This window comes from Flavonifractor sp. HCP28S3_F3 (genome assembly GCF_052065355.1).
GTDB lineage: Bacteria > Bacillota > Clostridia > Oscillospirales > Oscillospiraceae > Flavonifractor.
Window position 1 is genome coordinate 182,179 of the sequence record NZ_JBQHUF010000004.1, and the last position, 13,670, is coordinate 195,848.

The 13,670-nt window shown below is 63.2% G+C and carries 10 protein-coding genes; all 10 read left to right on the plus strand.

Annotated features, from left to right (window positions below):
* The 10 genes from ACTNB1_RS06070 (at window position 1) to ACTNB1_RS06115 (ending at window position 13,658) form a co-directional block, all read left to right on the plus strand.
* A complete protein-coding gene (locus tag ACTNB1_RS06070; protein ID WP_441168367.1) occupies window positions 1-591 on the plus strand; it encodes a metallophosphoesterase family protein in 591 nt (196 codons plus the stop codon).
* Between the two features lie 231 nt (window positions 592-822).
* Window positions 823-2,154, plus strand: coding sequence for a type I glutamate--ammonia ligase (gene glnA / locus ACTNB1_RS06075; RefSeq protein WP_441168368.1), 1,332 nt, complete (start codon window positions 823-825; stop codon window positions 2,152-2,154).
* Window positions 2,155-2,186: 32 nt separating this feature from the next.
* Complete coding sequence (locus ACTNB1_RS06080; RefSeq protein ID WP_441168369.1) at window positions 2,187-2,738, plus strand: ANTAR domain-containing response regulator; 552 nt, start codon at window positions 2,187-2,189, stop codon at window positions 2,736-2,738.
* Window positions 2,739-2,823: 85 nt separating this feature from the next.
* Window positions 2,824-7,344 carry a glutamate synthase large subunit gene (gene gltB / locus ACTNB1_RS06085; RefSeq protein WP_441168370.1) on the plus strand — a complete coding sequence of 1,507 codons (4,521 nt, stop codon included), beginning with the start codon at window positions 2,824-2,826 and terminating at the stop codon, window positions 7,342-7,344.
* 2 nt (window positions 7,345-7,346) lie between these two features.
* Window positions 7,347-8,792 carry a glutamate synthase subunit beta gene (locus ACTNB1_RS06090; protein WP_441168371.1) on the plus strand — a complete coding sequence of 482 codons (1,446 nt, stop codon included), beginning with the start codon at window positions 7,347-7,349 and terminating at the stop codon, window positions 8,790-8,792.
* Window positions 8,793-8,947: 155 nt separating this feature from the next.
* Window positions 8,948-9,262: an ArsR/SmtB family transcription factor gene (locus tag ACTNB1_RS06095; RefSeq protein ID WP_441168372.1), complete on the plus strand. Its 315-nt coding sequence runs from the start codon at window positions 8,948-8,950 to the stop codon at window positions 9,260-9,262.
* Window positions 9,263-9,346: 84 nt separating this feature from the next.
* Entirely contained in the window at window positions 9,347-10,348 is a 1,002-nt protein-coding gene (locus ACTNB1_RS06100) for a permease (protein ID WP_441168373.1), read from the plus strand.
* 13 nt (window positions 10,349-10,361) lie between these two features.
* Window positions 10,362-10,670: a thioredoxin family protein gene (locus ACTNB1_RS06105; protein ID WP_441168374.1), complete on the plus strand. Its 309-nt coding sequence runs from the start codon at window positions 10,362-10,364 to the stop codon at window positions 10,668-10,670.
* Between the two features lie 157 nt (window positions 10,671-10,827).
* The gene (locus tag ACTNB1_RS06110) at window positions 10,828-13,293 is read left to right on the plus strand and encodes a LuxR C-terminal-related transcriptional regulator (RefSeq protein ID WP_441168375.1); all 2,466 of its coding nucleotides are present in this window, start codon (window positions 10,828-10,830) and stop codon (window positions 13,291-13,293) included.
* 122 nt (window positions 13,294-13,415) lie between these two features.
* Window positions 13,416-13,658: a hypothetical protein gene (locus tag ACTNB1_RS06115; protein WP_441168376.1), complete on the plus strand. Its 243-nt coding sequence runs from the start codon at window positions 13,416-13,418 to the stop codon at window positions 13,656-13,658.
* Window positions 13,659-13,670: the final 12 nt, after the last annotated feature.

The following is a 13,670-nucleotide window of genomic DNA, read 5'->3' on the forward strand; positions in this document are numbered from 1 at the left end:
ATGAAGATCTTGGCTATCGCTGATGTGACGGCGAAATATTACTTCGACTACTACACCCCGGGCAAGCTGGACGGGTTTGACCTGATCGTCTCCTGCGGCGACCTGCACCGGGAGTACCTGGAGTTTTTGGTCACCATGTCCAATCTGCCGGTGCTCTACGTCCACGGCAACCACGACGACTGCTACGACCAGTTCCCGCCGGAGGGCTGCACCTGCATTGACGACATGATCTACGTCCACCAGGGCATCCGCATCCTGGGTCTGGGGGGCTCCCACCGCTACCGGGACGGAAAGTATATGTACACCGAGGCCCAGATGCGCCGGCGCATCCGCCGGCTGTGGTTCCAGCTGCACAAGTACGGCGGCTTCGATATCCTGGTCACCCACGCCCCGGCCTTCCACATCAATGATTTTGACAGCATCTCCCACCGGGGCTTCTCCTGCTTCGTGGACCTGCTGGAGAAATATCAGCCGAAATACTTTCTCCACGGCCACATCCACCAGAACTACGGCATCCACATCCCTCAAAAGACCATCCGGGGAGAGACCACTATCATCAACAGCTACGACCACTGTGAGTTTACCTTCTGAGCCGCCGTCCGAAATGAATGCCATGTATATTATTCTTGCATAAAAAGCCAGATGCATCTGCTTTTTATTTTTGTTCTGCAATACAAAACAATTTGAATTTCATTTTTCTGCTTGACATCCAGCATCTTTGCCGCTATACTGCCCATATAGTCGAGGACAAAGAAGTTCCCGCCAAACGGCCGGAATTTCTTTGTCCTTTTTTATTTGAAGCCACGAGAGGAGTTGCTTACCATGTCGTATACCAAGGAAGATATCATCCGCAAGGTCAAGGAGGAGGACATCGAGTTCATCCGCCTGCAGTTCACCGATATTTTCGGCCAGCTGAAAAATGTGGCCATCACCGCATCCCAGATCGAGAAGGCGGTGAACAACCAGATCATGTTCGACGGCTCCTCCATCGAGGGTTTTGTCCGCATCGACGAGTCTGACCAGTACCTCTACCCCGATCTGGATTCCTTCGCCGTGTTCCCCTGGCGGCCCAGCCACGGCAAGGTGGCCCGGCTGATCTGCGACGTATATAACCCCGACGGCACCCCCTTCGTGGGCGACCCGAGAAACGTGCTCAAGCGGGTGCTCAAGAAGGCGGAGAGCATGGGCTACGACGCCTTCAACGTGGGCCCTGAGGCGGAGTTCTTCCTGTTCCAGACCGACGACGAGGGCAAGCCCACCATCAAAACCAATGACGAGGCGGGTTACTTTGACCTTGGCCCTCTGGACCACGGCGAGGGCACCCGGCGGGAGATCTGCATGGCCCTGGAGCAGATGGGCTTTGAGATCGAGGCTTCCCACCACGAGGTGGCCCAGGGCCAGCACGAGATCGACTTCAAGTACGCCGACGCCCTCCACACCGCCGACAACATCATGACCTTCAAGCTGGCGGTGAAGACCCTGGCCCAGAAGAACGGTCTCCACGCCACCTTCATGCCCAAGCCCATTTTCGGCATCAACGGCTCCGGCATGCACACCAACATGTCCCTGTTCCGGGGCGGCAAGAACGTGTTCTATGACGCCGAGGGCGAAAAGGGCCTGTCCCACGAGGCTTACAGCTTTATCGCCGGTCTCTTGGCCCACGTGAAGGGCATGGCGGCGGTGACCAACCCCCTGGTCAACTCCTACAAGCGTCTGGTGCCCGGCTATGAGGCGCCCTGTTACCTGGCCTGGTCCGCCTCCAACCGCTCCGCTCTGATCCGCATCCCGGCGGCCCGGGGCCAGTCCACCCGTGTGGAGCTGCGCTCCCCCGACCCGGCCTGCAACCCCTATCTGGAGCTGGCGGTGTGCCTGGCCGCCGGTCTGGACGGCATTGAGAAGGGTCTGACGCCTCCCGCCGAGGTCACCGAGAACATCTTCGCCATGGACGCCGCCGCCCGGAAGGCCCACGGCATCGACGCCCTGCCCGGCTCTCTGGATGAGGCCATCGCCGCTCTGGAGGCCGATCCTCTTATCATGGATACCCTGGGCGAGCACGTGGCGGCCAACTATATCGAGGGCAAGAAGAAAGAGTGGGACGAATTCCGCACCCGGGTTTCCTCCTGGGAGCGTGAGAAGTATATCATCAACTACTAAGAAACCTCAGTCCGTCCCACAGCAGGGAGTGAATGGAAATGGAACAGGTGATCGTCGCCTTTGAAAGCACCAAAAGCGCCCTCCGGGTCAAGGAGATCCTGGAGTCCGGCGGCACCGCCTCCTGCATCCTGTGTTCCTCCGCCGGCCAGGTGCGCCGCACCGTCCACAAGCTCCATATCACCGCCGTGGTGTGCGGCTTCAAGCTGCCCGACCAGCCGGCGGAGGTGCTCTTCGGCGACCTGCCGCCCTCCTGCGCCATGCTGGTGCTGGCCCCTCAGAACCTGCTGGACCTGCTGCAGGAGGAGGACATCTTCCGACTGGCCGCCCCGGTGTCCCGGGGGGACCTGACGGCGTCGGTACGGATGCTGCTGCAGATGGGCCGGCGGCTGGAGCGCATCCTGCGGCCCCGCCGCTCGGAGGAGGAGCAGGCGGTCATCCAGCAGGCCAAGGCGGTGCTCATGGACCGCAACGGCATGACGGAGGAGGAGGCCCACCGGTTTTTGCAGAAAACCAGCATGGATCACGGCAGCAAGCTGATCCAGACCGCTCAGATGGTTTTGGACAGCGCGGATTGGGAATCATAGAGAGAGACAACGCGGTCTCACGGCGGCAGTCCGGAGGCAGGGACTGCCGCCTTTTTTCTTTCATCACCAGGAAGGGGGAACAAACATGAAGACAGAACGCGGCCTGTACCGGCCCTGCTTTGAGCATGACGCCTGCGGCATCGGCGCGGTGGTGGATATCCACGGCAGGCCCAGCCACCGGACGGTGGACGACGCGCTGAAGATCGTGGAGAAGCTGGAGCACCGGGCGGGCAAGGACGCCAAGGGCGAGACCGGCGACGGTGTGGGCATCCTGGTGCAGATCTCCCACGGCTTCTTTGCCCGGGCGGCAGGCCTTTCCCTGCCCGGTCCCCGGGACTACGGGGTGGGCATGTTCTTCCTTCCCCAGGAGCCGCTGAAGCGCCGCCAGGCCAAAAAGCTCTTTGAACTGATCGTGGAGAAGGAGGGCATGGCCTTCCTGGGCTGGCGGGAGGTTCCCATCAAGCCGGAGATCCTGGGTCAGCGGGCCAGGGAGAAGATGCCCGCCATCTGGCAGGGCTTCGTCCGCCGTCCGGATGGGGTGGCTCAGGGCCTGGACTTTGACCGGAAGCTGTACGTGGCCCGGCGTGTGTTTGAGCAGTCCTGCGGCGGGGACACCTATGTGGTCTCTCTGTCCAGCCGCACCGTGGTCTACAAGGGCATGTTCCTGGTGAACCAGCTGCGGGCCTTCTACCCCGATCTGGACGATCCGGACTACCAGTCCGCCCTGGCTCTGGTCCACTCCCGGTTCTCCACCAACACCAACCCGGCCTGGGAGCGGGCGCACCCCTACCGCCTGCTGGCTCACAACGGCGAGATCAACACCATCCGGGGCAATGCCGACCGGATGCTGGCCCGGGAGGAGACCATGCACTCCCAGGTGCTGGGGGACGAGATGGACAAGGTGCTGCCGGTGGTCAACGCCGCCGGCTCCGACTCCGCCATGCTGGACAACACCCTGGAATTCCTGATGATGGCGGGGATGGACCTGCCTCTGGCGGTGATGGCCTGCATCCCGGAGCCCTGGCGGGGGGACGAGTCCGTCTCCCGGTCCCGGCGGGACCTGTATCAGTATTACGCCACCCTGATGGAGCCCTGGGACGGCCCGGCGGCGGTGCTCTTCACCGACGGCGACATGGTGGGGGCAGTGCTGGACCGCAACGGCCTGCGCCCGGCCCGGTACTATGTCACGTCGGATGACCGGCTGATTTTGGCCTCCGAGGTGGGTGTGCTGGACATCCCGCCGGAGGATATTCTCCGCAAGGACCGGCTGCGCCCCGGCCGGATGCTGTTGGTGGACCTGAAGAAAGGCCGCATCGTGGAGGACGGGGAGCTGAAGGAGTCCTACGCCGCCCGGCAGCCCTACGGCGAGTGGTTGGACCAGAACCTGCTCCGCCTGGCCGACCTGCCCATCCCCAACAAGCGGGTGGAGCGCCGCAGCCGGGAGGAGCTCCACCGGCTGCAAAAGGCCTTCGGCTACCGGTATGAGGACGTCCATGACACTATCCTGCCCATGGCCCGCACCGGTGCGGAGGCCACTGCCGCCATGGGCACCGATATTCCCCTGGCGGTGCTGGACGATGTGGACCGGCCCCTGTTCCACTACTTCCACCAGCTGTTCGCCCAGGTGACCAACCCGCCCATGGACGCCATCCGGGAGGAGATCGTCACCGACACCACAGTGTATGTGGGCGACGACGGCAACCTGCTGGAGGAGGGGCCGGAAAACTGCCGGGTCCTCCAGATCCACAACCCCATCCTCACCTCCACCGACCTGATGAAGATCCGGGCCATGGACCAGCCCGGCTTCCACGTGGCCACCGTGTCCCTGCTGTACTATGAGAACACCTCTCTGGAACGGGCGGTGGAAAAGCTGGCGGTGGCGGTGGACAAGGCCTGGCGGGCGGGCGCCAACGTGATCATCCTCTCCGACCGTGGAGTGGACGAAAACCATGTGGCTATTCCCTCTCTGCTGGCGGTGTCCGCCATGGAGCAGCATCTCATCCGCACCAAGAAGCGGACGGCGGTGTCCATCATCCTGGAGTCCGCCGAGCCCCGGGACGTCCACCACTTCGCCGCCCTGCTGGGCTACGGCGCCCGGGCGGTGAACCCCTACCTGGCGGAGGAAACCATCGTGGAGCTCATTGAGGAGGGCCTGCTGGACAAGGACTTCCACACGGCGGTGAAGGATTACACCGAGGCCGTCCTCCACGGCATCGTGAAGATCGCCGCCAAGATGGGCATTTCCACCCTCCAGTCCTACCAGTCCGCCCAGATCTTTGAGGCGGTGGGCATCCGGCAGGACGTCATCGACCGCTACTTTACCAACACCGTCTCCCGGGTGGGCGGCATCGGCCTGGAGGAGATGGGCGCGGCGGTGGAGCGCAACCACGCCAAGGCCTTTGACCCCCTGGGCCTGGAGGTGGACCTGGAGCTGGACAGCCTGGGCGCCCACAAGGCCCGCTCGGGCGGCGAGGACCATCTGTATGATCCCCAGACCATCCACCTGCTCCAGCTGGCCGCCCGTCGGGGTGACTATGAGCTGTTCAAGCAGTACACCGCCCGGGTGGACGACGAGCGCCGTCCCCACACCCTCCGGGGCCTGCTGGACATGAAGTACGCAGACACTCCCATCCCCCTGGATGAGGTGGAGAGCGTGGACTCCATCGTCAAGCGGTTCAAGACCGGAGCCATGAGCTACGGCTCTATCTCGCAGGAGGCCCACGAGTGTCTGGCCCGGGCCATGAACCTGCTGGGCGGCAAGTCCAACTCCGGCGAGGGCGGCGAGGAGCCCGACCGGCTGAACGATCCCGCACGGAACTCCGCCATCAAGCAGGTGGCCTCTGGCCGCTTCGGCGTGACCAGCGAATATCTGGTCAGCGCCAAGGAGATTCAGATCAAGCTGGCCCAGGGCGCCAAGCCCGGCGAGGGCGGCCACCTGCCGGCAGGTAAGGTGTATCCCTGGATCGCCAAGTGCCGCCACGCCACCCCCGGCGTCAGCCTCATTTCTCCTCCGCCCCACCATGATATCTACTCCATCGAGGACCTGGCTCAGCTGATCTACGACCTGAAGTGCGCCAACCGGAACGCCCGCATTTCCGTCAAACTGGTCAGCGAGGCTGGTGTGGGTACCATCGCCGCCGGCGTGGCCAAGGCAGGAGCCCAGGTGGTGCTGATCTCCGGCTTTGACGGCGGCACCGGCGCGGCGCCCCGCACCTCCATCCACCACGCCGGCCTGCCCTGGGAGCTGGGCCTGGCGGAGACCCACCAGACCTTGATGCAGAACGGTCTGCGCTCCCGTGTGGTGGTGGAGACCGACGGCAAGCTGATGAGCGGCCGGGACGTGGCCATCGCCTGCATGCTGGGCGCCGAGGAGTTCGGCTTCGCCACCGCTCCCCTGGTGACCCTGGGGTGCGTGATGATGCGGGTGTGCAACCTGGACACCTGCCCGGTGGGCGTGGCCACCCAGAACCCGGAGCTGAGAAAGCGCTTCTGCGGCAAGCCGGAGTATGTGGTCAACTTCATGCGCTTTGTGGCTCAGGACCTGCGGGAGCATATGGCAAAGCTGGGGGTGCGCACGGTGGATGAGCTGGTAGGCCGCACCGACCTGCTCTCCGTCCGCTCCCCCGCCGTCAATGAGCGGGCGGCGTCGGTAGACCTGTCCTCCATCCTGAACAACCCCTGGGCGGGTCAGGCCAAGACCCACTTCGACCCGGCGGACGTATACGACTTCAAGCTGGAAGACACGGTAGACCTGAAGGAACTGGAGCCCCGGCTGGGGGCAGCCCTGGCCGAGGGCAGGCCCGGACGGCTGACTTTGCAGGTGTCCTCCACCGACCGGGCGGTGGGCACCATTCTGGGCTCCGACGTCACCCGGCTCCACGGGAAGGACCTGCCCGACGGCACCTTTACCGTCAAGTGTACCGGCGGCGGCGGACAGTCCTTCGGCGCCTTTCTGCCCCAGGGTGTCACCCTGGAGCTGGAGGGAGACGCCAACGACTACCTGGGTAAGGGTCTGTCCGGCGGCACCATCGTGGTCTATCCCCCCAAGGAGAGCCCCTTCGATCCGGCGGAAAACATCCTGGTGGGCAACGTGGCCCTCTACGGCGCCACCAGCGGCAGAGCCTTCCTCTGCGGCGCGGCGGGAGAGCGGTTCTGCGTCCGCAACTCCGGCGCCACGGCGGTGGTGGAGGGCGTGGGCGACCACGGCTGTGAGTATATGACCGGCGGCGTGGCGGTGGTGCTGGGCCCCACCGGCAAGAACTTTGCCGCCGGTATGAGCGGCGGCGTGGCCTACGTGCTGGACGAAAAGCGGGATTTGTACCTGCGGCTGAACAAGGCCCTGGTGTCCATGTCCACGGTGAGCGAGCCGGAGGATGTCGCCCGGCTGCGGGACCTGATCCAGGCCCATGCCGACGCCACCGGTTCCGCCAAAGCGAAAACCATTCTGGAGCATTTTGACGATTATCTGCCCCTGTTCAAAAAGATCCTGCCCCACGACTACGACCGGATGCTGCGCACCATCGCCGCCTTCCGGGCCCAGGGCATGGCAGAGGACGAGGCCCGGGTGGAGGCCTTCTATGCCAACACCAGAAAGGGAGGGGAATGACCATGGGAAAACCCACCGGATTTTTAGACTATCAGCGCCAGGGGAATCCTTCCCAGGCTCCGCTGGAGCGCATCCGGCACTTTGACGAGTTCCACCCGCCTCTGGACCGGGAGGAGCGGCGGCGGCAGGGCGGCCGGTGCATGGCCTGCGGCGTGCCCTTCTGCCAGTCGGGTGCGGTGCTGAACGGCATGGTGTCCGGCTGCCCCCTCCACAACCTGGTGCCCGAGTGGAACGACCTGCTGTGGCGGGGCCATCCCGGCCACGCCGCCGCCCGGCTGTTAAAGACCAACAACTTCCCGGAGTTCACCGGCCGGGTCTGCCCCGCCCTGTGCGAGGCGGCCTGCACCTGCGGCCTGAACGGAGATCCGGTCACCGTCAAGGAAAACGAGCTGTCCATTATTGAGGACGCCTGGGCCGCCGGGCTGATGGAGCCCCGGCCTCCCAAGGTGCGCACCGGCAAGCGGGTGGCGGTGGTGGGCTCCGGCCCCGCCGGACTGGCCTGCGCCGACCAGCTCAACCGCCGGGGCCACACCGTCACCGTTTTTGAGCGCTCCGACCGGCCGGGCGGCCTTTTGATGTACGGCATCCCCAACATGAAGCTGGACAAAGCCATCGTCCGGCGGCGGCTGGACAAGATGGCCGCCGAGGGGATCGATTTCCGCACCGGCGTGGACGTGGGCAAGGACGTGACGGCGGAGGAGCTGCGGGCGGACTTTGACGCCGTGGTACTGTGCTGCGGCTCCGCCCAGCCCCGGGACCTGGCGGTCCCCGGCCGGAAGTCCGGTGGAGTGTGGTTCGCCGTGGATTTCCTCACCCAGACCACCCGGGCGCTGCTGGACGGCGCTCCCTTCTCTCCCACCGCCAAGGGCAAGCAGGTGGTGGTGGTTGGCGGCGGCGACACCGGCAACGACTGCGTGGGCACCTGCATCCGCCAGGGCTGCGCCGGGGTGGTGCAGCTGGAGATGATGCCCAAGCTACCCGACGCCCGGAACGAAAACAACCCCTGGCCGGAGTGGCCCCGGGTGTGCAAGACCGACTACGGCCAGGAGGAGGCCATCGCGGTATTCGGCCATGACCCCCGGCTCTATCAGACCACGGTGACCGCCCTGAAAGCCGACGGGAAGGGCCAATTGGAGGCGGTGAAGACGGTGGAGCTGGACCGTGACCTGAAGCCGGTACCCGGCACGGAGCGCACCCTCCCCTGTCAGCTGCTGCTCATCGCCGCCGGCTTCCTGGGCGCCCAGCGCTATGTGCCGGAGGCCTTTGGCCTGGAGCTCACCCCCCGCTCCTGCGTAAAGACCCCGGAGGGGAGTTATCAGACCGGCGTGCCCGGCGTCTTTGCCGCCGGCGACATGCGGCGGGGCCAGTCCCTGGTGGTATGGGCCATCGCCGAGGGCCGTCAGGCCGCCCGGGAGGCTGACGCCTGGCTGATGGGCCAGGGCGGCTGAGCCTTTTTTCGTCCACTTTTTGCAGCGCCTCACACCCGAATTGGTGTGAGGCGCTTTTTTACGTTCTTTCTTTCCAAAACCAAAAAGCCCTTGACAAAGGGGCTTATCCAGGTATATACTCCATTCATCAAAAAATTTTGATGTGAGGTGTGGCCATGGACGGGGTCTATCAGGAACAGGCAAAGGTCTTCAAGGCGCTGTGCGACCCCAAGCGTCTGGCCATTCTGGAGCAGCTGCGGGGCGGAGAAAAGTGTGCCTGTGTGCTGCTGGAGCCCATGGATCTCACCCAATCCGGCCTGTCCTACCACATGAAGATCCTCTGCGACTCCGGTCTGGTAGACAGCCGGCAGGAAGGCAAGTGGACCCACTACCGCCTGAGCCCCTCCGGCCAGGCCCGGGCCCTGGCGCTGCTGAAGGCCCTTACCACACCGGACGGTGAGGAACAGGGCTGCTGCTGCGGACAGGAATGAGCGCCATCCGGCGGGATGGCGTTTTTTCTCCCCTTATATATCAAAATTTTTTGATGTATTTTTTGTGTAGACAGGAGGTCTTTTATGGACATCTGGCAGCTGATCCAAAACCAGGTGCTGGGCATGCGTTGGCTGGACGATCTGATCGGCGCAGGGCTCTCCGCCCTGGGGGTGGATACCGGCAGCCGCATCGGCGGCAGCGTGCGCTTTTTCCTTTACGACACGATCAAAATTACCATTCTGCTGTGCGTGCTGATCTTCGTCATTTCCTACATTCAGAGCTACTTCCCGCCTGAGCGGAGCCGCCGGATCCTGGGCCGCTTCCGGGGAATCCGGGCCAATCTGGTGTCCGCCCTGCTGGGTACTGTGACTCCCTTCTGCTCCTGCTCCTCCATCCCGCTGTTCATGGGCTTCACCAGCGCGGGGCTGCCGGTGGGGGTGACCTTTTCCTTCCTGATCTCCTCCCCTATGGTGGATCTGGGCAGCCTGGTGCTGCTGACGGGCATTTTCGGCGCCAGGGTAGCGGCGGTCTATGTGCTCCTGGGTCTGATCGTGGCGGTAGTGGGCGGCAGCATCATAGAAAAGCTCCGCATGGAGCGGTATGTGGAGGATTTTGTCCGCACGGCTCCCTATGCGGAGGGCGAGGTTCAAGTCCTGACCCAGAAGGACCGGCTGCTCTGGGCCAGGGATCAGGCGGCAGGTACTCTGCGGAAGGTGTTCCCCTACATTCTGGTGGGAGTGGGCGTCGGCGCCCTGATCCACAATTGGATCCCCGAGGCCTGGGTCCAGACCGCCCTGGGCAGCCGGAATCCCTTCGGCGTGGTGCTGGCGGTGCTGGTTGGTACGCCCATGTACGCCGACATCTTCGGCACCATTCCGGCGGCGGAAGCCCTTTTGTCCAAGGGCGCTCAGCTGGGTACGGTGCTGGCCTTCATGATGGCCGTCACCACCCTGTCTCTCCCCTCTCTGATCCTGCTGCGGAAGGCAGTCAAACCCCGGCTGCTGGCTCTCTTCGTGGGGATATGTGTGTGCGGGATCATCCTGGTGGGCTATCTCTTTAATGTTTTTCAATTTTTTCTGATCTGAGGAGGCTGTTGTTATGAAACTGTTTGGGCGAAAAGAAACCGGGGCGCGGAACACCCCCACATCTCAGGAGGAAGCGAGGGTCCTGGTGCTGGGCTCCGGCTGCGCCAAGTGTAACGCGCTGGAGGAGACCGTGCGGGCCGCCCTGGCGGAGCTGGGCAGTGACGCCGCCGTGGGCCACGTGACGGATTTCAGCCGGATCGCCGCCTACGGCGTCATGTCCACCCCCGCCCTGGTGGTGGACGGCAAGGTCTTATCCAGCGGCAGATTGCTGAAAAAGGAGGAGGCAGCGGAGCTGATACGCAAGGCCTGGGGATCCCGCTGAGCCCTCTACCCGCGGAGGCTATTCCTTGAAATTTTTGGTTTCTTTCTTGCAATTTTCAAAAAATTTGGTAAGCTAAAGGGGAAGGAAACGAAGCGCGCGGACGCTCCGGCAGAACATGCCGGAGTTTTCGCGTTTACAGGAATGAGCAGGTGAGCCTATGCAACCGCGATATTTTTCCCAGACGCTGCGGGAAAAGCTCTCCCATATCTCAGAGGTGCCGCTGACCATTGTGGAGGCACCGGCAGGCTATGGGAAAACAACAGCCGTCCGCTCGGCGCTGGACAGCTTGGATCAGGAACAGGTATTTTGGTACACCGCCGTGGAGAGTGTCCAGGACGGCAGCTTCCGCTGGCTGTGCCGGCAGCTGGAGCGGGTGGACCCGGAGGCCTCCGCCAGTCTGCTGTCCCTGGGCTTCCTCAACCGCAGCAACGCCAATCGGGTGGCAGAGCTTCTGCTGGAGCTGCGGGCGGAACAGCCCTTGTATCTGGTCATCGACAACTTCCAGTTCGTACTGGGCAACTGGCAGCCTCAGATCTTTACCGCCCTGGCGGGCAGGCGGGACGGAAACCTGCATGTGATCTTTATCTCCCAGAGCTTCTGGCGGCTCCGCGTCCTGCTGGATGACACCCCATCCACGGCCCGCATCAATGCCCGGGACCTGCTGCTGGGCGTGGCAGACATCCGGGACTTCGCCTCGGAGCTGGACCTGACGGTCTCCGACATCCAGGCGCGGGAGATCCATACCAAAACCGAGGGCTGGGCAGTGGCCGTGGCCCTCTATCTGCAAAACCTGAAGAAGGGAAACGACGTGGCCGCAGTCCGCGACACGGATACCCTGCTCTATGAGCTCTTCTGGAAAAAAGCGCCCGAGGAACTGCAAAAGGTCATGCTCCGCCTGTGCCTGTTTCAGGAGCTGACGGTGGAGCAGATCCGGGATGTGCTGGGCACCTCCACCAGTCAGCAGCAGGACCTGCCCTACAATTTGTGGGAAAGCATTCCGCTGCTGGCCTACTTCCCCCAGCGGCAGAAATATTTCCCTCACGAGATCCTGCTGTCCTTCCTGCGCCGCCAGCTGGAGCAGACGGACCTGTCGTTCCGCCTGGAGTGCTGCCAGGCCGCCGGCAGATGGTACCGGGATCACGACATGGGCAAAGAGGCTGTCAGCCTGTTTTTCGCCGTGAAGGATTATGAGGGGGTGCTCTCCTGCCCCCTGACCGGCCTGCTGATGGAGCAGTTCTGGGGGAAGTCCTACACCGAGGTGGCCCGGACGGTGCTGCGGGAATGCCCGGAGGAGATCCAGATGCGGTATCCCATCTCGGTACTGCGGCTGTGCTATGCCCTGTTCGCCGGTGCCGACTTTGCCACCTTCCAGACGATGATGGAGCAGACCCGCCGCCGGCTGGAGGCCCAGGACGACAAGAGCCTGCTGGGCGAATGGCATATGGTGGCCGCTCTGCTGGAATTCCCCGATGTGGCGCGGATGAAGGCCCACTACCTCCAGGCGGAGGAGCTGCTCCAGGGCGTGTGCAGGGTCTTTACCTATCAGGAGCCCTACCTCTGCGGCTGCACCTCCATGTGGTACTTATTTTACAGCAAGCCGGGAGAGATGATGGCCACCGCCGACCGGCTGGAGGATATGATGGCCCTCTACAACCGCCTCACCGACAATCACGGCGCCGGCGCGGCGGAGCTGTACCGGGGCGAAGCCCTGTGCGTCCAGGGCCGGTATGACGAGGCGGAGATCTTTGCCCACCGGGCGGCCATGCTGTCCGAAGAGGGGCAGAACGCCAGCGTCACCTACGGCGCCGCCCTTCTGCTGGGCATCAACGCCATTTACCAGACGGATATGCTGGCTTTGCAGAAGGCGCTGGAGTATCTGGAAGAAAAAGCCCAGGGCTACCCCTTCCTCCAGGGCACGGCCATCAACCGCTGCATGGTGGAAACGGTGCGCGGCTACCTGCTGGCCCTGATGATGGAGACCGACCGGTCCGCCCAGTGGACCCAGGGCGAGGCAGACCGGCTGGGAGACCTGACCTTTACCAATTTCATGGTCAAGACCACCCGCATCACCGACCTGATTCTGAACAAGGACTACAAGCGGGCCATCGCCAGTGTGGAGGCCTCTCTGTCCCTGGACCCCAGGCTGGTCACGCTGGCTACTCAGAACTTCATGCATGTGGGCCTGACCCTGTGCTATCTGGCCATCGGAAAGCTGAAAAAGGCGGCCGAGCATCTGGATATCTCCCTCACCCTGTCGGAGCAGGACCGGAATTTCACCTTCCTGGCCAGTTTCCGCAAATATTTGGCCGTCCTGTTCCTGGTCCCCTCCATCGCCTCCCGCCACGGCACAGCCATCCGGGAGATCCGCAAGATGGAGATCCACTACGTCAAGGCGGAGGAGAGCCGGATCTTCGCTATGCTGGAGGAGGAGGAAGAGGAGGCTCTGGCCGCCCTCAGCGGCCGGGAGCGGGACGTGGCCCGGCTGGCGGCCCAGGGCATGCGCAACCGGGAGATCGCCGCCCAGCTCCACGTCTCGGAGGAGACAGTGAAGGCCCACCTCAAGTCCATCTTCCAAAAACTGAACATCGACCGGCGCAGCCGCCTGGTGGAGCTGCTGAAGTAAAAATTCCCCATAAATCCCCCAAATGGGGGATGTGGAAATCGGGAGCGTATTCTATACTATTAACATAGGATACGCTCCCGATTTTTGTGTGTGAAGGTCAACGGAGAAAGGAGGATCGAGCTATGTGGACATCGGTGGCATCTGTTCAGGCACTGCCGGAATACCGGCTGCGGATTTGTTTTTGCAATGGGAGCGAGGCCATCATCAACATGGAGCGGCGCATTCGCGCCATTCGCTTCCACAAGCTGGCAGACCCCAACCTGTTTCGGACTGCTATGGCGCAAGGAGACGCCGTAGTCTGGAGCCAGAACAATGAATCCATCCGTGCAACGGTAGGCGAGCTTTTGGATTCCATGATGATGTAAGCCGAGGAATTG